Below are 18,221 nucleotides of genomic sequence, written 5' to 3'. Positions count from 1 at the left end.
CCCGCCGGGCTCAGGCGGCCGGCGTCTTCGCGTCCGCGATCGCCGCCGCCAGCCTCTCCGGCTCCCGCGTCGACAGGTACAGGTACGGCGTCGGGTCCTCGGGATCGGTCACCTCGACCCGCAGCGCCGTCGGGATGTAGGCGCGCAGCAGCAGGAACGCGCGGACATCGGCCTTGTGGGTGCGCCAGGCGCGGGCCTCCTCCGCGTCCAGCACCTCGGCCGCGCCGAGCGCCGACACCGGGATGCGCGCCTCGCCCGCGATCAGCGCGTCGCCCACCACACGGATGCGCGGGGAGCCGTACGCGCTGGCCATCACCGCCGCGACAGCCGTGCCGCCGACCAGGCCGCCGAGCAGCGGCAGGGTGCCGAAGGGCAGCAGGATCAGGGCGAAGGAGACGCCCACGAGCACGCTGATCAGCCACCACGAGCGCGGGGCGGTCAGGCGTTCTTCGTAGGGGGCGGCGGAGAGCTGCATGAGCCAAGCTTGGCACGGTGGACGGACATCCCGGACGCCGGGGCGGCGGCGTGGTGGCGGCCACAGGACGGAACGGTAAGGTCTGCGCCTGTGAGTTCAGCCAGTCTCCAGCCCCCCGCCGACGCGCAGCCCCCCGTCCGGCATCCCGACGCCCCCGCGCCCGGTGAGCCGCTCGGTGCCCACTACGAACACTGTTTCGGCTGCGGCCCCGGCCAGCCGCACGGGCTGCACCTGGAGGCACGCGCGGGCGACGGCGTCTCGCTGACCGCCGAGTTCACCGTCCAGCCCGCCCACCAGGGCGCCCCCGGCCTCGCGCACGGCGGGGTGCTGGCCACCGCCCTCGACGAGACCCTCGGCTCGCTGAACTGGCTGCTGCGCACCATCGCCGTCACCGGACGGCTGGAGACCGACTTCGTGGCTCCGGTGCCCGTCGGCACCGTGCTGCATCTGCAGGCCGAGGTCACCGCGGTCGCCGGACGCAAGATCTACTCCCGCGCCACCGGCCGCATCGGCGGCCCCGAGGGCCCCGTCGCCGTCCGCGCGGAGGCGCTGTTCGTCGAGGTGAAGGTCGACCACTTCACCGAACACGGCCGCGAGCAGGAGATCCGGGCCGCCATGAGCGACCCGGACCAGATCCGGCGCTCCCGCGCCTTCGAGGTGAACCCGTGAGCGCCCCGCTGGACGTCTCCCTGCGCCGCATCGACCCCGACGTACCGCTTCCGGCCTACGAGCACCCCGGCGACGCCGGGGCCGACCTGCGCACCACCGAGCGTTGCGAGCTGAAGCCCGGCGAGCGGGCCGTGCTGCCCACGGGCGTGGCCATCGCGCTGCCGGAGGGGTACGCGGCCTTCGTGCACCCCCGCTCGGGGCTGGCGGCCCGCTGCGGAGTGGCGCTCGTGAACGCCCCGGGGACGGTTGATGCCGGGTACCGTGGAGAGATCAAGGTGATCGTGGTGAATCTCGATCCGCGCGACAGTGTGCGGTTCGAGCGCTTCGACCGGATTGCCCAACTGGTCGTCCAGCAGGTCGAGAGGGTCCGCTTCCAGGAGGTCGCGGAACTTCCCGGTTCGGTGAGGGCCGAGGGGGGCTTCGGGTCCACCGGAGGCCACGCCTCGGTGGACGGCTAGCGCGGCACGACGGTCCGGCCGCCGCAGGTGGCCGGGCGGGTGGGAATCGATACGCTTCGGTCGTATCCGACCGGGAAGGACAGTGACGTGTTCGGACGTCGCAACAAGAAGGGTGCCGCCGAGGACGCGGCCGGCGAGGCCGAGCAGGTCGTCGACAGCGTCGACACCGAGGCGGAAGAGCAGACGCGGGTACGGCTCGAGCCCGAGCCGCGCCCCGACGGACCCTGGGACTCCACCGAGGTGCGCGACCCGGCCGAGGGCCGCGTCGACCTGGGCGGTCTGTTCGTGCCCGGGGTCGACGGCATGGAACTGCGGGTCGAGGTCGCCGGTGACGCGATCGTCGCCGCGACCGTCGTACTGCGCGACAGCGCCGTCCAGCTCCAGGCGTTCGCCGCTCCCAAGCGCGAGGGCATCTGGGGCGAGGTCCGCGAGGAGATCGCGGGCGGCATCACCCAGCAGGGCGGCATCGTCGACGAGGTCGAGGGCCCCCTCGGCTGGGAGCTGCGGGCCCAGGTGCCGGTGCAGCTCCCCGACGGCACGGGCGGCTTCCAGGTCGTGCGGTTCATCGGCGTGGACGGCCCGCGCTGGTTCCTGCGCGGGGTGATCTCCGGCCAGGGCGCGGTGCAGCCGCAGGCGGCCGGGCTGCTGGAGCAGATCTTCCGCGACACGGTCGTGGTGCGCGGCGAGGGCCCGATGGCGCCCCGCGACCCGATCGTCCTGAAGCTGCCCAACGACGCCCAGATGGTTCCCGAGGGCGTCCAGCAGCAGGAGGAGGGCTCCCGCTTCTCCGGCGGCATGGGCCAGCTCCAGCGCGGCCCGGAGATCACCGAGGTCCGCTGAGCACCGAGGTGCGCCGAGTCGAGAGACAGCCGCGAAGGGCCGTACCCCCGGGGGTGCGGCCCTTCGTGCGCGCCCGACGCGTCAGGGTTGCGTCAAAGCGTCCCGTCGCGCCGCCCCCCGCCCGCTTTGTCCGCACCGGCCGCCGTATGGTCGACCCGGCGCAGACGGCAGACACCGGAAGACAATGGGGCCATGGCACGCGGCAAGCTTCGGATCTACCTCGGCGCGGCACCCGGCGTGGGCAAGACCTACGCCATGCTCGCCGAGGCCCACCGCCGCCTGGAACGGGGCACCGACTGCGTGGTGGCGTACGTGGAGCACCACGGCCGCCCCCGTACCGAGACGCTGCTGCACGGCCTGGAGCAGGTGCCGCGCCGCCGGCTGGAGCACCGGGGCACCTCCTTCGAGGAGATGGACGTCGACGCCGTACTGCGCCGCGCGCCCGCCGTCGCCCTGGTGGACGAACTCGCCCACACCAACGTGCCCGGCTCCCGCAACGCCAAGCGCTGGCAGGACGTGGAGGAACTCCTCGCCGCCGGGACCGACGTCGTCTCCACCGTCAACATCCAGCACCTGGAGTCCCTCGGGGACGTGGTCGAGTCGATCACCGGGGTCCGCCAGCGCGAGACGGTGCCCGACGAAGTGGTCCGCAGGGCCGACCAGATCGAGCTGGTCGACATGTCCCCGCAGGCGCTGCGCCGCCGTATGGCGCACGGCAACGTCTACCAGCCCGACAAGGTCGACGCGGCCCTGTCCAACTACTTCCGCCCCGGCAACCTCACCGCCCTGCGCGAACTGGCCCTGCTGTGGGTGGCCGACCGGGTCGACGAGCATCTGAACGCCTACCGCAGCGAGCACCGGGTCTCCCGGATCTGGGGCTCCCGCGAGCGCATCGTGGTCGGCCTGACCGGCGGACCCGAGGGGCGCACCCTGATCCGCCGCGCCGCCCGGCTCGCCGAGAAGGGCGCCGGCGGCGAGGTGCTCGCGGTCTACATAGCCCGCAGCGACGGCCTCACCGCCGCCTCCCCGAAGGAACTCGCCCTCCAGCGCACCCTGGCGGAGGACCTCGGCGGCACCTTCCACCACGTGGTCGGCGACGACATACCCGCCGCCCTGCTGGCCTTCGCACGCGGCGTCAATGCCACCCAGATCGTGCTCGGCTCCTCGCGCCGCAAGACATGGCAGTACGTCTTCGGACCCGGTGTCGGCGCGACCGTCGCCCGGGAGTCCGGCCCCGACCTCGACGTGCACATCGTCACCCACGAGGAGGTCGCCAAGGGCCGCGGACTGCCCGTCGCGCGCGGCTCGCGGCTCGGCCGGGGCCGGATCGTCGCGGGCTGGGCGACCGCGCTGGCGGGCCCGGCGCTGCTGGCGCTGCTGCTCAACGCCGTCGACCTCGGCCTCGCCAACGACATGCTGCTGTTCCTGGCCGTCACGGTCGCCGCGGCCCTGCTCGGCGGACTGCTGCCCGCGCTCGCCTCGGCCGCGCTGGGCTCCCTGCTGCTGAACTTCTTCTACACCCCGCCCCTGCACCGGCTGACCGTCTCCGACCCGCGGAACATCGTCGCCATCGCGATCTTCTTCGGCGTCGGCATGGCGGTCGCCTCCGTGGTCGACCTCGCCGCCCGCCGCACCCACCAGGCGGCCCGGCTGCGGGCCGAGTCGGAGATCCTCTCCTTCCTCGCCGGCAACGTCCTGCGCGGCGAGACGAGCCTGGAGGCGCTGCTGGAGCGGGTCCGGGAGACCTTCGCCATGGAGTCCGCCGCCCTGCTGGAACGGGCGGGCGACCTGGAGCCCTGGACCTGCGCGGGCCGCGCCGGACTCGGACCCCCGCTGGAGCGGCCCGAGGACGCCGACGTGGACATGCCGGTCGGCGACCACATGGCGCTCGCCCTCACCGGCCGGGTGCTGCCCGCCGAGGACCGCCGGGTCCTGGCCGCCTTCGCCGCGCAGGCCGCCGTCGTGCTCGACCGGCGCCGCCTGAAGGCCGAGGCCGACCGGGCGGGCGCGCTCGCCGAGGGCAACCGCATCCGCACCGCCCTGCTCGCCGCCGTCAGCCACGACCTGCGCACCCCGCTCGCCGGGATCAAGGCCGCCGTCTCCTCGCTGCGCTCGGACGACGTGGCGTGGTCCGAGGAGGACCGGGCCGAACTGCTGGAGGGCATCGAGGAGGGCGCCGACCGGCTCGACCACCTGGTGGGCAACCTGCTCGACATGTCCCGCCTTCAGACCGGCACCGTCACCCCGCTGATCCGCGAGATCGACGTGGACGAGGTGGTGCCCATGGCGCTGGTCGGCGTCCCCGAGGACAGCGTCGGCCTGGACGTGCCCGAGACGCTGCCCATGGTCGCCGTCGACCCCGGCCTGCTGGAGCGCTCGGTCGCCAACCTGGTGGAGAACGCCGTCAAGTACAGCCCGCCCGGCCGGCGCGTCACCGTCTCCGCCAGCGCCCTGGTCGACCGGGTCGAGGTCCGGGTCGTGGACCGGGGGCCCGGCGTGCCGGACGAGGCGAAGGACCGTATCTTCGAGCCGTTCCAGCGGTACGGGGACGCCCCGCGCGGTGCCGGGGTCGGACTCGGCCTCGCGGTGGCCCGCGGCTTCGCCGAGGCCATGGACGGCACCCTGACCGCCGAGGACACCCCCGGTGGCGGACTCACCATGGTGCTCAGCCTCCGCGCCGCCCGGCCCGGCCCCGAGCCGGTGCCCGCCGGGGAGGACACCGCAGAACAGGAAAGGCAGCCGCAATGACCAGGGTGCTGGTGGTCGACGACGAACCGCAGATCGTGCGGGCCCTCGTGATCAACCTCAAGGCGCGCTCGTACGACGTCGACTCGGCCCCCGACGGCCGCACCGCGCTCCAGCTCGCCGCCTCCCGCCACCCCGACGTGATCGTCCTCGACCTGGGCCTGCCCGACATGGACGGCGTCGAGGTGATCCGGGGCCTGCGCGGCTGGACGCGGGTGCCCATCCTGGTGCTGTCCGCCCGCCACTCCTCCGACGAGAAGGTCGAGGCGCTGGACGCGGGCGCCGACGACTACGTCACCAAGCCCTTCGGCATGGACGAACTGCTGGCCCGGCTCCGGGCCGCCGTGCGCCGGGCCGAGCCGGTCGGGCCGGGCGAGGACGAGGTGACCACCGTGGAGACGGCCGGCTTCACCGTCGACCTGGCCGCCAAGAAGGTCGACCGGGGCGGCAGGGACGTACGGCTCACCCCGACCGAGTGGCATCTGCTGGAGGTGCTGGTCCGCAACACCGGCCGGCTGGTCGGCCAGAAGCAACTGCTGCGGGAGGTCTGGGGGCCCTCCTACGGCACCGAGACCAACTATCTTCGGGTCTACATGGCCCAGCTCCGCCGCAAGCTGGAGGCCGACCCGGCCCACCCCCGGCACTTCATCACCGAACCCGGCATGGGCTACCGCTTCGAGAACTGAACCGGTGTCCCGGCCGGGGCCCTCTGGAGTACGGCCTCGGGGGCACACCCCGGTACGCTTCAGATATGAGTGGCGTTCCTCGATCCGAAAAGTCGGCAGGCCGGTTCCGCCGCATGCTGGACCGGCTCTCCACCTCCCAGGAGGACCTGGAGTCGGAGGAGCTGCGGGAGGACACCGAGACCGCGGGCTGCACCCGGATCGGCGACTGCCACGACCGGCAGATCGTCACCGTAACTGGTACCTTGCGCACGGTCACCCTGCGACCGCGGGCGGGAGTCCCGGCGCTGGAGGCGGAGTTGTTCGACGGCACCGCCGCGCTGGACGTGGTGTGGCTCGGCAGGCGCTCCATCACGGGCATAGAACCGGGACGCAAGCTGATCGCATCGGGCCGGATCTCGATGAGCCGGGGCCGCCGCGTGCTGTTCAACCCGAAATACGAACTGCGACCCCTCGGACGGGAGTAGCCGGTGACGTCCCTCGACAAGCCGACCCAAGACGCCGGACAGAGCCCACCGGGCGGCGGGCGCGAGGACGACGGCCAGGTCCACGACTCCCGGGCGGTCACCGAGGCCGCGCTGTTCGAGGCGTTCGGCGGCATCCGCGGCATGGTCGAGACGGTGCTGCCCGGCCTGATCTTCGTCACGATCTTCACGATCAACAAGGACCTGCACTTCTCCGCGATCGCCGCGCTGGCCGTCTCGGTGGTCATGCTGGTGGTCCGGCTGTTGCGCAAGGACACCGTCAAGCACGCCTTCAGCGGTGTCTTCGGGGTCGCCTTCGGTGTCGTGTTCGCCATGTTCACGGGCAACGCCAAGGACTTCTACCTGCCCGGCATGCTCTACACCCTGGGCCTGGCGCTGGCGTACATCGTCACCACTCTCGCCGGGGTGCCGCTGATCGGGCTGATGCTGGGGCCGGTGTTCAAGGAGAACCTCTCCTGGCGCACCCGCAACCCCGGCCGCAAGAAGGCGTACACCAAGGCCAGTTGGGCCTGGGGCCTGATCCTGCTCGCCAAGTGCGCGATCCTCTTCCCGCTCTACTGGTGGGCCGACACCACCCAGCTCGGCTGGGTCCTGGTCATCCTGAAGATCCCGCCCTTCCTGCTGGCGGTCTGGCTCACCTGGGTCTTCCTGGCCAAGGCGCCGCCGCCGATCGACGTGTTCGCCGAGATGGAGGCCGCCGAGAAGGCCGAGGAGGCCGAGAAGGCGGCGAACGCCGAGCGCGAGGGCGCCGCCGCCGAGAACGGCGAGCCCGCGGCGGGACGGCACCGCAGGGGCGTTTGAGGGCAGACGGAGAAGGGCGCCCCCGGAGAGATCCGGGGGCGCCCTCTGCGTGTGCGGTCTCAGACGCTGTCGCGGCGGACCGACAGCAGGTCCTCCAGCTGCTCCTCGCGGGCCTGCGCGGCCACGAAGAGGAGTTCGTCGCCCGCCTCCAGGGAGTCCTCCTTGGACGGCGTCAGCACGCGGGTACCGCGGATGATGGTGACGAGGCTGGTGTCCTCGGGCCACTCCACGTCCCCGACCTGGGTGCCGGCCAGCGCCGACTCCTCCGGCAGGGTCAGCTCCACCAGGTTGGCGTCGCCGTGGCTGAAGCGCAGCAGCCGGACCAGATCGCCGACGCTCACCGCCTCCTCGACCAGGGCGGACATCAGACGCGGGGTGGAGACGGCCACGTCGACGCCCCAGGACTCGTTGAAGAGCCACTCGTTCTTGGGGTTGTTCACCCGGGCGACGACGCGCGGGACGCCGTACTCCGTCTTGGCGAGCAGCGAGACGACCAGGTTGACCTTGTCGTCGCCGGTCGCGGCGATCACGACGTTGCAGCGCTGGAGCGCGGCCTCGTCCAGGGCGGTGATCTCACAGGCGTCGGCCAGCAGCCACTCCGCCTGCGGCACCCGTTCCACCGAGATGGCGGTCGGCGCCTTGTCGATCAGCAGGACCTCGTGGCCGTTCTCCAGCAGTTCCGCCGCGATCGAGCGGCCGACCGCACCGGCTCCGGCAATGGCGACCCTCATCAGTGACCGCCCTCCTCTTCGGGGCCGTCGGCGAACGCGGCCTCGACCTTCTGGACCTCGTCCGTCCGCATCATCACGTGCACCAGGTCGCCCTCCTGGAGGACCGTCTGCGAGGTGGGCAGCACGGCCTCGCCCAACCGGGTCAGGAACGCCACCCGGACGCCCGTCTCCTCCTGGAGCTTGCTGATCTTGTGGCCGACCCACTTCGCGGAGGCGTGCACCTCGGCGAGCTGGACCCCGCCGGTGGGATCGCGCCACAGCGGCTCCGCGCCCGAGGGCAGCAGCCGGCGCAGCATCTGGTCGGCGGTCCAGCGGACCGTGGCGACGGTCGGGATGCCCAGGCGCTGGTACACCTCGGCACGGCGCGGGTCGTAGATCCGGGCGGCCACGTTCTCCACGCCGAACATCTCACGGGCCACGCGGGCGGAGATGATGTTGGAGTTGTCACCGCTGGAGACGGCGGCGAAGGCGCCCGCCTCCTCGATGCCCGCCTCGCGCAGGGTGTCCTGGTCGAAGCCGACACCGGTGACCCGGCGACCGCCGAATCCCGGCCCCAGCCTGCGGAAGGCGGTGGGGTCCCGGTCGATCACGGCGACCGTGTGTCCCTGTTGCTCCAGGGTCTGGGCGAGAGCGGAACCCACTCTGCCGCAGCCCATGATGACGATGTGCACGACCGTCCTTCCGGTGTCCAAAAGTTGCTGCTCGGCATCAGGGTCTCAGACCGGGGCCCAAAGCTGCACACGCGTGCACGTCCTGGCCGCCGTCAACCCACCGTGACGGCGTTCATCTGCGCTGTTCGGTGACCGCGGTCACGCCCGGCGCCCGGCGCCGAGTGATGCTGCGCACGCTGCACCCGGTGAGGACGGCGAGACCGGCCAGGGCGAGCACGGCTCCGAGCAGCTCAGCGGCGGCGGGCATGGGACCTCCGAAGTGCGACGACGGGCCGGAGCTGTCATCTAGGCACGGGGGCGCGCGCACCCGGCACACCCCACTTCCGGGCGCCCCGGAATTCACTCGTGAGGCAGAACGTGCCCACCGGTTGCGCGCCCGCCTGTTCGAAGCCTTACGATCCTCTCTCGTGTCCAAACTGACCGACGTGCCCAAACGGATTCTGATCGGGCGCGCTCTGCGCAGTGATCGGCTGGGCGAGACGCTCCTGCCGAAGCGCATCGCCCTCCCCGTCTTCGCCTCCGACCCGCTGTCCTCCGTCGCCTACGCGCCGGGGGAGGTTCTGCTGGTCCTGTCCATCGCGGGCGTGTCGGCGTATCACTTCAGCCCCTGGATCGCCGTCGCCGTCGTCGTGCTCATGTTCACGGTGGTCGCCTCCTACCGGCAGAACGTGCACGCCTACCCCAGCGGCGGCGGTGACTACGAGGTGGCGACCACCAACCTCGGTCCCCGCGCCGGCCTGACCGTCGCCAGCGCCCTGCTGGTCGACTACGTCCTCACCGTGGCCGTGTCCATCGCCTCCGGCATCGAGAACCTCGGCTCGGCGGTCCCCTTCGTGGTCCAGCACAAGGTGCTGTGCGCCTGTGCCGTGATCATCCTGCTGACGCTGATGAACCTGCGCGGGGTGAAGGAGTCGGGCAAGCTCTTCGCCATCCCCACCTACGTGTTCGTCGGCGGCGTCTTCATCATGATCGCGTGGGGCGCCTTCCGCGGACTGGTCCTCGGGGACACGATGCGCGCGCCCACGGCCGGCTTCCACATCCGGGCCGAGCACCAGGGCCTCGCGGGCTTCGCGCTGGTCTTCCTGCTGCTGCGGGCCTTCTCCTCCGGCTGTGCCGCGCTCACCGGCGTGGAGGCCATCTCCAACGGCGTCCCCGCCTTCCGCAAGCCCAAGTCGAAGAACGCGGCGACCACGCTCGCCATGATGGGCCTGCTGGCCGTCACCATGTTTTGCGGCATCATCGCGCTCGCCATGACCACCAAGGTCCGCATGGCCGAGTACCCGGCGACCGACCTGCTGCGCGACGGCGTGCCCATCGGCTCCGGTTACGTCCAGAACCCGGTGATCTCCCAGGTCGCCGAGGCGGTGTTCGGCAAGGGCAGCTTCCTGTTCATCGTCCTCGCCGCCGCGACCGCGCTGGTCCTCTTCCTCGCGGCGAACACGGCGTACAACGGCTTCCCGCTGCTCGGGTCGATCCTGGCGCAGGACCGCTACCTGCCCCGCCAGCTGCACACCCGCGGCGACCGCCTGGCGTTCTCCAACGGCATCGTGCTGCTCTCCGGCACCGCGATGCTGCTGGTGGTGATCTACGGCGCCGACTCGACGCGGCTGATCCAGCTCTACATCGTCGGCGTGTTCGTGTCCTTCACGCTCAGCCAGACCGGCATGGTCCGGCACTGGAACCGGCACCTCGCCGCCGAGAAGGACCCGCTCAAGCGCCGCCACATGGTCCGCTCCCGCGCGATCAACGCCTTCGGCGCCTTCTTCACCGGCCTGGTGCTGGTCGTCGTGCTGGTCACCAAGTTCACCCACGGTGCCTGGGTCGCCCTGCTGGGCATGTGCATCTTCTACGTGACGATGACCGCGATCCGTAAGCACTACGACCGGGTCGCGGACGAGATCGCCGCCGTGGACGGCCCCACCGACGACAGCGTGCGGCCCTCGCGGGTGCACTCCCTGGTGCTGGTCTCCAAGATCCATCGCCCCACGCTGCGCGCCCTGGCCTACGCCAAGCTGATGCGCTCCGACACCCTGGAGGCGCTCACCGTCAACGTCGACCCGGCGGAGACCAAGGCGCTGCGCGAGGAGTGGGAGCGGCGCGGGATCACCGTACCGCTGAAGGTGCTGGACTCGCCGTACCGCGAGATCACCCGGCCGATCATCGAGTACGTCAAGAACCTCCGCAAGGAGTCCCCGCGCGACGCGGTCTCGGTGATCATCCCGGAGTACGTGGTGGGTCACTGGTACGAGCACCTGCTGCACAACCAGAGCGCGCTGCGGCTCAAGGGCCGGCTGCTCTTCACGCCCGGCGTGATGGTCACCTCGGTGCCCTACCAGCTCGAGTCCTCCCAGGTGGCCCGCGACCGGGCCCGCCGCAGGCAGGAGTGGAGCGCGCCGGGCGCGGTGCGCCGGGGTCCGGCCGAGCGGCCGAAGGACGGGGCCGGGGCGAAGGAGTGACCGTAGGGGTCACCGGGACCCCGTAGACTGGTCGGCTGTTGTCCTCGCGGGCCCTTGTCCGTCCGCCACCCCCTCCTCCCCGATCTTGGAGTCACCCCACCATGCAGGCAGAACAGAAGAAGTCTCTGGTGGGCGAGGAGTACGAGGTCGAGGTCGGACCCGTCGCCCACGGCGGTCACTGCATCGCCCGCACCGCCGAGGGCCAGGTGCTGTTCGTCCGGCACACGCTGCCGGGGGAGCGGGTCGTGGCGCGGGTGACCGAGGGCGAGGAGGGCGCGCGCTTCCTGCGGGCCGACGCGGTGGAGATCCTGGACGCGTCCAAGGACCGCGTCGAGGCGCCGTGCCCGTTCGCCGGCCCCGGCAAGTGCGGCGGCTGCGACTGGCAGCACGCGAAGCCGGGCGCGCAGCGACGCCTGAAGGGCGAGGTCATCGCGGAGCAGCTCCAGCGGCTCGCGGGCCTCACCCCGGGGGAGGCCGGCTGGGACGGCACGGTCATGCCGGCTGAGGGCGACAAGCTGCCCGCCGGCCAGGTGCCCCAGTGGCGCACCCGCGTGCAGTACGCGGTCGACGCGGACGGCAACGCCGGCCTGCGCCGCCACCGTTCGCACGAGGTCGAGCCCATCGACCACTGCATGATCGCCGCGGCCGGTGTCAGTGAACTCGGCATCGAGGAGCGGGACTGGTCGGGCATGGCCTCCGTCGACGCGATCGCCGCGACGGGCTCGCAGGACCGCATGGTCATCCTGGAGCCCCGCCCCGGGGCCCGGCTCCCGCTCGTCGAGCTGGACCGGCCCGCGTCGGTGATGCGCGTCGACGAGAAGGACGGCGGCGTCCACCGCGTCCACGGCCGCGCGTTCGTGCGCGAGCGCGCCGACGGCCGCACGTACCGCGTCGGCAGCGGCGGCTTCTGGCAGGTCCACCCGAAGGCGGCGGACACCCTGGTGACGGCCGTCATGCAGGGCCTCCTCCCGCGCAAGGGCGAGATGGCCCTGGACCTCTACTGCGGCGCCGGCCTCTTCGCCGGTGCCCTCGCCGACCGCCTGGGCGAGACCGGCGCGGTCCTCGGCATCGAGTCCGGCAAGCGGGCGGTGGAGGACGCGCGGCACAACCTCGCGGACTTCCCCCGCGTGCGGATCGAGCAGGGCAAGGTGGAGTCCGTGCTGCCCCGGACCGGGATCACGGAGGTCGACCTCATCGTCCTCGACCCGCCCCGGGCGGGAGCCGGCCGCAAGACGGTCCAGCACCTGGCCGGCCTCGGCGCCCGCCGCATCGCCTACGTGGCCTGCGACCCGGCCGCGCTGGCCCGGGACCTGGGGTACTTCCGGGAGGGCGGGTACCGGGTGCGGACGCTGCGGGCGTTCGATCTGTTTCCTATGACGTCGCACGTTGAGTGCGTGGCGATTCTGGAGCCTGCTAGCAAGGGTTCCTGACCTGCGCTTTTGTCATCCGGGTGAGTTGCTCGACCTGTTTCCCGCCGTTCAACCGGTGAACGGCGGAGTTCATCGCTGGATGCCGCTTGACCAGCACATAAGGGCAAGCGCGGCGACAGCGGAGCAGATCGTGTCTGCGTGTTCCTCAGGATGCTGACGCTCACATGACGCTTGTCCTGAGGCCCCGTCATGTGGGTAGGCCCGCGTCCGACGGCTGTGCGGCTCTGTACCACGACGGTGTCGGCAACCTTGGAACCGTCACAGGTAGGAGCTGCGTGGCGGCTCGGCGGTGCTCTTCGCGCCAGGTGGATCAGTGCAGCAGCATGGTGAAGGGCTGCGTTGATGAGCCGGGAGACCTTAGAGACGGTCAGGTCGATCGAGGCGCGGTTGGGGCGATCCAGGATTGCCTTTGGATGGTGGGTGAGGGAGACCGGCGCGACCATGCTGAGGCGTCGCGCCGGCAATCGACCGCCCCGGACAACCCCGGCCTAAGCGTGCAAGGCGTTTGGTTGGACGCCGTCTTCCGTCGGTGCCGAGCGTCCATTGCGATGGCTGGCGGCCGGACTGATCTTGTCCTGCGCCTGGAATACCGGTCGTCCCATTCCTCCGGGGCGCCGGATATGCGCACGATCGACCGGAGTTGAGTGGCTGTCGGCTATCAGGAAGGCGGTGTGGCAGGGATCGTCAGGGAGCTACACGAAGCGGGCGACGGAGCGCGAGGCGTGGTTTTCGCGTGGCATGAGGGCGCAGACCTAGGACACTACTTCAATGCGGTGAACTATGGAGGGGACGTGAAGTTCCTTGATGGGCAAGCCGGTGGATACGCCGACTTGGACTACGATCATAGGGAGTTCATGCACACGGCGGGTGGTAAAAAATGATCACACTGGAGGCTGCTAGGGTGATCGCGCAGGAATTTGGGTCTCGCGATCTTCCTGCAAGTGATGAATTTCAGTGGGGATTTGCCTTTCGAGGTACATCAAAGGGCGGTCTCTATCTGTTCCAGGTCACTGTCAACCCTCCAGCCCCTAGCGGCAGGCCACGGTTCGGTGGCAGCCCGGGGGTCGTGGTTGACTCCAAGAGCGGTGACTGCCGTTACGTGCGAGGCCACGCGGAGTACAGAGAACTTCTGCGTGAAATAGCCGACGATACTCTCTGACCTCCAAAACGCCCGGTATCCCCTCTTCGTGAAGGGGTGCCGGGTGTTTTGTGTTTCGGGCATAAAGTGGACGTATGCCCTGCCAGGTGGGGGTGCCCAAAAATCTGAAAACGGGGCCTCGTAAATGTTCGCTTACTGTCTGTATTGCCCGCTCTGGTGCCCACAGCGGTGAGCTCTAGCGGCTACCAGGCACCCAGCAGCACAGTCTTTTCATCAAAGACCGCGATCTTCTGGTGCATGATGTTCATCGGGATCACGATAGGGGCCACCACGCGAAGATCCGTGACCAGCGCATGACTTGCGCCCTTGCGCTGCAACTGGTCGGTGCAGTCGCGGATGAAGAAGGGGATTCATACCAACCGGCTGGCGGCGGGAGCCGGTGCGGGTTATAGGGAACGCTGCGGCTTCGCGACCCACGGCGCCCAGAGTCACAGTGAGTGCTCTGCTCGGTTGATCTCCTCCGCGAAGGTATCGTTGAAGGTTGTCTCGTCGTGAACGTCGGTTACCTCCACGTGCCGACCCGGTAGCTCCGCCAGGTTCGTGCCGTACTCGCTGCGGAGCGGGACCGGGGCTGTCGGTGGAGCGATGATGCGCTTGGCCTTGAGGACCCGAACAGTGTGGCAAGGTGTGCCGTCAACGTTCCTGACGCAGGCTCCGCCGGCGACGACGTGGAGCCGGGCCTTCTCCTGGTCACTGCCACGTTGAAAAGACGGATGCCGTTGCGGTGTCACGGGTCGGCCCCCGGATGCCGATGAGTGAGGGCCATCCACAGCTCGCGGCTGTCGCAGTCGCCTTCCATCATGTCGAAGACGACGACATCGAACTCCCAGCCCTGGCACCGGTGGGTCGTACCGGCTTCCGCGAGGGGGCGCGTAGCGATGTCGACGTCGTGCGGCGCCTCAAGAGTGGCCTCGGCCTGGATGCCGTTCGGCGGGACGATGCCCAGCCCCTTCACCCTGTTCGCGGTGGAGTTTCTACCAAGGCGCAAGCGAGGAGCGAGCCGGCGGCTCACCATCCTTTGGGGCTGCCCGTCAGGTGGGCGCGAGCCAGTTCGTCTGAGCCGTCGGTGTCTATGAGGACGATTTCGGGGTGCTGCATCTGCTCGCCGTCATCGCACTGCACCGTTCAGCGCCCGAGGCGTCGCGGATACCGGCCGCGCCACTACCGGTTCCGAACCCGCAAGGCCGCCGATGCCCTGTTGTCCGTGCTGGACAACCCTGAGCAGTTGCAGGAGATGCGAGTGCGGGCTGGCACGCTTCTGGCGGACCTTGGCGACCGCCGGGCAGAGTGCTGCCTTGAGCTGCTCACCCAGCGGCGTTCGGTCCGGCAGTGCGGATCCGTGCCGCCGACGCGCTAGGCAAGATCGCCCTATGGAACGGGTGCCAGACACTGGAAGAGCTGCTGACAGACGCGGCGGTCGACCTGGCTCCGCGAGTCCGGTCACTGGAGATGCTGTGCCGGTCGCACCCGAAGCGGGCCAGGCACGTGCTGCCCGGCGTGGCGGCCGACAAATCCAAGTGACGCCGGTCCGAATCCGCGCACTGGCGCTGACCAGGGGCCGCCTGCTGCCGGAGACGAGCGCCGCCGGCCAGGCGATCACTGCGGCCCGGAACACATGGCTGGGGTCCGCTTCGGCGCGGTCCAGGTGTTGAAGCACCTCGGCGGCGCCGACGTGTCGGGCTTGCTCGAACGGTTGGCAAGTTCGAGGTGCTCCAGGTGCTGGCCGGTTCCCCAGTCGGGGAGCTGCGCCAGGTCGTTCGGGACATCTCGCTCAGGACGGTCCCCTCCGATTTGTTGCAGGACCACTGCCGCGCGCTGCTCGCGGACGCACGCAGATCCGGCCCCCGCAAGGTCGGCACCGACTGACCGCGCGAGGACTACCGTGCCCAGCTCACCGCGCACGCCAGTGGACGGTTGTTGCCGCGGTCCACCCGCTGCGGGAGCGCCTTGCCAGCTTGCTCATTCCGAACCGGCGTTAGGCCGTGACGCTCACTTGACGCTCCGGCCGCCCACAGGCCCTCATTCGGAACCCCAAAGCCATCCTGACCTGCGATTTTATTGTGTGTGTCCGGGACGACATGTTTCCTATGACGCATCATGTGGAGTGCGTGGCGATTTTGGAGCCGGTTAAGTAGGGCGGCTGACCTGCGGCTTTGTGGCCTGCGGATTCAGACCTTGAGGGCTGGGTCACCCGTCGTCCGGGTGCCCCCGCCCTCAGGCGCACCGCTGGTTAGACAGCGGCCGGGGCACCACCGTTGTGCTCCTCGTCGACACCCTCTAGAGCAGGGGCTTCTGTCGTGCGTCGCATTTCGTCGAGAGCGTCTGACGGTGCTGCGGGCCCTACGGGAGTCCCGCACTGGCGTGGAAGCCCTCGACCTCACGGTCATGCGGCTGCGCCACATCCAGGACAGGTTCGCCAGGGCAGCCGACGCATCCCGCGCCCGCGCGGACCGCTATGCCGAACAGGACCATACCGGTGGAGTGCACCCGGTGCGCCTGCCGTGTCCTGGGGGCAGTGCCGTGATCGTTGGAGCGGCCGCGTGACCGCACCCGTACGGGATTGACGCGTGCTTGGACGCCGTGGTTCGAGGACACTTGTGAGGCTCCTGTTTTCAGACGTTCCATGTACACCGTGCTGCCTACTGCTTCGCTGACTTCAGGCGCCTGGGAAGCCGCCCATAAGCCCTTTCGTGGCGCCTTCTTGGGTGTTCATTTATCGGGTCCTGACTAACTCTTGATCCTCGGGCTGCACTTTTGATTCTTTCTTGAATTAACGACTTTCGGTCATGCCGGCCCATGCTCGTGGTGAATCCCTGTCGTGGGATTCGATCTGCGGTTAGGTTGGCCGCTGCATTCCGAACCCATGAGCGGATCTGCGGGGTCAACACCTCTGCCCCCGCAGTCCGTGATGGGCTCGGATTGTGCTGTCAGTGGGGGGCTGGCACGGTGCTGTCTGTGCGGCTTGGAGTGATCTTCAGGGGGCTAGCGAACATGACCAATGTCAGGGCAAGTCTGCGCCGTGAACGGCTGCTGCGCTTCTGACCTTAGGTGCGACGGTGGGGCCGTAGGCGATGGCCGCTGAACGGCCTGCGGTCTCGATCTCGCCGAGTGCCGATGCGACCATTCGGGCCCTCGGAGGCGTTCCGCTCCCTTGAGGCACGAACCCCATCCAGCGGTTTGGCACGCTGTTCTCCTGCCGGAACCGGAGCAAGGGGTGGGCCATCCTCGACAACAACGTCGGGGTGTCGCAGTACATGTACCTGCACGTCTGCAAGGTGGACAACACGGGTTGCGACACGGACTCCGGGAACTTCACCGAGTGCGCCGGCCCCGTCTACGTCGCCGGCTCGGTGTGCGCGCCCGTGACAGCAAATATGGGCCAAAGCTCAAGTAGCTTGTACATCAACTTGAAAAGCGAGTACATGTTCGCCTGTGACTGACAACCTGCCCGGCAAAGCCCGGGTTTCCGCGCGCTTCCTGTTACTGACCACGGCAGCAGGCACGCTCGCTCTGACCGCCTGCGGCACCCAGGGAAGCCAGAAGGCCGACGCGTCCACTCCTCCGCAACCCTCGGTGGCTGCTGAGGCAGCGTCCACGCCGCCTCAGCCGTCGAAGAATGCCAGCGGCCTCAGCAAGGCAGCACAGGAAGCAGCTGCCCAGCGCGCGGCCGCCGCTCCCAGTGGTGATCCCGTCAGCCCTGCCGACACCGCTGTTCCGGACCCCTCGGATTATGGGTTCGGCAAGGCCGCGGCCACAGCAGCGCGCGGTGAGGTCGTGGCGTACACGCCTCGCATGGAGTCCGGACGAGAGGTCGTACCGCTGACCATCCACAACAACGGAGACAAGCGGATGACGTACACCGTCACCGTGACGGTCGCAGGCGGCACGCAGAAGTCTGCGTTCTCGGTGACCGAAAAGGCTGACGGTGTGTGGCCGGGCACCACGTGGCCGACCAAGACGGACATCACGGCCTCCGGTCTCAAGGGGACGGAAGGCGGCACGAAGATCAGCCTCAAGGTCGTCAAGGCCGACCCGTTCGCCGACGCCCACTGACAGGGCAGGCGCTTTCTCCGCTCTGCGAACTCCATCTGGCGCTCGACCACTTCGGACAGCTGTGCTCTGAAAGTCGCGGCTGACAAGGGCAGCAACACGGCCACGTCCGTCGCGCATTGGCAGACACCTCGTCTGGCAGACCGCCTCAACTACCGCCCGTCCTACAGGCTCCTCGTGGGCCGGGGCGGGCGGGCTCAGTCGTGCCCGAGTCAGCGAGGGAGCGTCGGACATGCCGGCCAGGTCGCCGTGGACGAGGCGGCGCATCGCGTGGGCCAGGTCGCGGATGGCGTCTGCGAGGTGTCCCGCCGTCATCCTGGCCGCCTCATCGAGCGCGCCGGGGTTGTTGAGGGTGGCGGCGATGTCGGCCAGGGGCGGGGTGCGGCCGCTCTCGGCTGCCCGGGTGACGACCGTATCCAGGGCGACGTCCAGGGCGGTGTGTTCCCTGGGCATCAGCTCGCGTCCCAGGATGGTCCTGGCCAGTGACCCGAGCAGCAGCAGGCGGTGCTTGCGGATCAAGCAGCCGGTATCGCCGTCGCATTCGCTTGCCGGGGCGGCCCAGGCACGA

Annotated in this window: 17 protein-coding genes and 2 pseudogenes; 12 read left to right on the top strand and 7 right to left on the bottom strand. The window is 69.8% G+C overall.

Features of this window, described 5'->3' with window-relative positions:
• Positions 1–10: 10 nt before the first annotated feature.
• Positions 11–475: a DUF3093 domain-containing protein gene (locus EV284_RS23085; RefSeq protein WP_130337234.1), complete on the bottom strand. Its 465-nt coding sequence runs from the start codon at positions 473–475 to the stop codon at positions 11–13.
• Positions 476–565: 90 nt separating this feature from the next.
• On the opposite strand from EV284_RS23085, the gene EV284_RS23080 reads away from it, so the two are divergent.
• From EV284_RS23080 to EV284_RS23050, 7 genes and pseudogenes are all read left to right on the top strand, one after another.
• Positions 566–1,144, top strand: coding sequence for a PaaI family thioesterase (locus EV284_RS23080; protein ID WP_031183439.1), 579 nt, complete (start codon positions 566–568; stop codon positions 1,142–1,144).
• A pseudogene (gene dut, locus EV284_RS23075) lies at positions 1,141–1,688 on the top strand (dUTP diphosphatase). Before EV284_RS23080 ends, dut begins: the two are co-directional and overlap by 4 nt.
• 1 nt (position 1,689) lies before the next feature.
• On the top strand, positions 1,690–2,442 hold the full coding sequence (locus EV284_RS23070; protein ID WP_130337232.1) for a DUF3710 domain-containing protein: 753 nt from the start codon (positions 1,690–1,692) through the stop codon (positions 2,440–2,442).
• 192 nt (positions 2,443–2,634) lie between these two features.
• Positions 2,635–5,190 (top strand): sensor histidine kinase KdpD, encoded by a 2,556-nt coding sequence (locus EV284_RS23065; RefSeq protein WP_130337230.1) that lies wholly within the window; start codon positions 2,635–2,637, stop codon positions 5,188–5,190.
• Positions 5,187–5,873 carry a response regulator gene (locus EV284_RS23060; protein ID WP_130337228.1) on the top strand — a complete coding sequence of 229 codons (687 nt, stop codon included), beginning with the start codon at positions 5,187–5,189 and terminating at the stop codon, positions 5,871–5,873. The genes EV284_RS23065 and EV284_RS23060 overlap by 4 nt, the downstream gene beginning before the upstream one ends.
• Positions 5,874–5,938: 65 nt before the next feature.
• Positions 5,939–6,337 carry an OB-fold nucleic acid binding domain-containing protein gene (locus tag EV284_RS23055; RefSeq protein WP_130337226.1) on the top strand — a complete coding sequence of 133 codons (399 nt, stop codon included), beginning with the start codon at positions 5,939–5,941 and terminating at the stop codon, positions 6,335–6,337.
• A gap of 3 nt (positions 6,338–6,340) precedes the next feature.
• Complete coding sequence (locus EV284_RS23050) at positions 6,341–7,156, top strand: DUF3159 domain-containing protein (protein ID WP_130337224.1); 816 nt, start codon at positions 6,341–6,343, stop codon at positions 7,154–7,156.
• 59 nt (positions 7,157–7,215) lie between these two features.
• On the opposite strand, the gene EV284_RS23045 is transcribed toward EV284_RS23050, so the two are convergent.
• The 3 genes from EV284_RS23045 to EV284_RS33605 all read right to left on the bottom strand — a co-directional run bounded on the left by EV284_RS23045 (position 7,216) and on the right by EV284_RS33605 (position 8,805).
• On the bottom strand, positions 7,216–7,887 hold the full coding sequence (locus EV284_RS23045) for a TrkA family potassium uptake protein (RefSeq protein ID WP_130337222.1): 672 nt from the start codon (positions 7,885–7,887) through the stop codon (positions 7,216–7,218).
• On the bottom strand, positions 7,887–8,558 hold the full coding sequence (locus tag EV284_RS23040; protein ID WP_030803045.1) for a TrkA family potassium uptake protein: 672 nt from the start codon (positions 8,556–8,558) through the stop codon (positions 7,887–7,889). The genes EV284_RS23045 and EV284_RS23040 overlap by 1 nt, the downstream gene beginning before the upstream one ends.
• A gap of 112 nt (positions 8,559–8,670) precedes the next feature.
• Positions 8,671–8,805 carry a hypothetical protein gene (locus EV284_RS33605; protein ID WP_267881251.1) on the bottom strand — a complete coding sequence of 45 codons (135 nt, stop codon included), beginning with the start codon at positions 8,803–8,805 and terminating at the stop codon, positions 8,671–8,673.
• Positions 8,806–8,965: 160 nt separating this feature from the next.
• Between EV284_RS33605 and EV284_RS23035 the strand changes: the two genes are divergently transcribed.
• The 3 genes from EV284_RS23035 to EV284_RS23025 all read left to right on the top strand — a co-directional run bounded on the left by EV284_RS23035 (position 8,966) and on the right by EV284_RS23025 (position 13,325).
• Entirely contained in the window at positions 8,966–11,014 is a 2,049-nt protein-coding gene (locus tag EV284_RS23035) for an APC family permease (RefSeq protein WP_130337220.1), read from the top strand.
• A gap of 101 nt (positions 11,015–11,115) precedes the next feature.
• Positions 11,116–12,444: a TRAM domain-containing protein gene (locus tag EV284_RS23030; protein ID WP_130337218.1), complete on the top strand. Its 1,329-nt coding sequence runs from the start codon at positions 11,116–11,118 to the stop codon at positions 12,442–12,444.
• 644 nt (positions 12,445–13,088) lie between these two features.
• A complete protein-coding gene (locus tag EV284_RS23025; protein ID WP_130337216.1) occupies positions 13,089–13,325 on the top strand; it encodes a toxin glutamine deamidase domain-containing protein in 237 nt (78 codons plus the stop codon).
• A gap of 460 nt (positions 13,326–13,785) precedes the next feature.
• On the opposite strand, the gene EV284_RS33600 is transcribed toward EV284_RS23025, so the two are convergent.
• Both EV284_RS33600 and EV284_RS33420 read right to left on the bottom strand, forming a co-directional pair.
• The gene (locus EV284_RS33600; protein ID WP_278045866.1) at positions 13,786–13,920 is read right to left on the bottom strand and encodes a hypothetical protein; all 135 of its coding nucleotides are present in this window, start codon (positions 13,918–13,920) and stop codon (positions 13,786–13,788) included.
• A 410-nt stretch (positions 13,921–14,330) separates the two neighbouring features.
• Positions 14,331–14,591: a hypothetical protein gene (locus tag EV284_RS33420; protein ID WP_242625791.1), complete on the bottom strand. Its 261-nt coding sequence runs from the start codon at positions 14,589–14,591 to the stop codon at positions 14,331–14,333.
• A 728-nt stretch (positions 14,592–15,319) separates the two neighbouring features.
• On the opposite strand from EV284_RS33420, the gene EV284_RS32805 reads away from it, so the two are divergent.
• Both EV284_RS32805 and EV284_RS32800 read left to right on the top strand, forming a co-directional pair.
• The gene (locus EV284_RS32805) at positions 15,320–15,469 is read left to right on the top strand and encodes a hypothetical protein (protein WP_165425620.1); all 150 of its coding nucleotides are present in this window, start codon (positions 15,320–15,322) and stop codon (positions 15,467–15,469) included.
• A 1,566-nt stretch (positions 15,470–17,035) separates the two neighbouring features.
• The gene (locus tag EV284_RS32800; RefSeq protein WP_165425608.1) at positions 17,036–17,656 is read left to right on the top strand and encodes a hypothetical protein; all 621 of its coding nucleotides are present in this window, start codon (positions 17,036–17,038) and stop codon (positions 17,654–17,656) included.
• Between the two features lie 213 nt (positions 17,657–17,869).
• Here the strand turns inward: EV284_RS32800 and EV284_RS33415 are convergent.
• A pseudogene (locus EV284_RS33415) lies at positions 17,870–18,169 on the bottom strand (ATP-binding protein); the annotation flags it as partial.
• Positions 18,170–18,221 lie beyond the last annotated feature (52 nt).

This window comes from Streptomyces sp. BK022 (genome assembly GCF_004217355.1).
GTDB lineage: Bacteria > Actinomycetota > Actinomycetes > Streptomycetales > Streptomycetaceae > Streptomyces > Streptomyces griseoluteus.
This window is presented reverse-complemented; position numbering and strand designations above follow the sequence as displayed.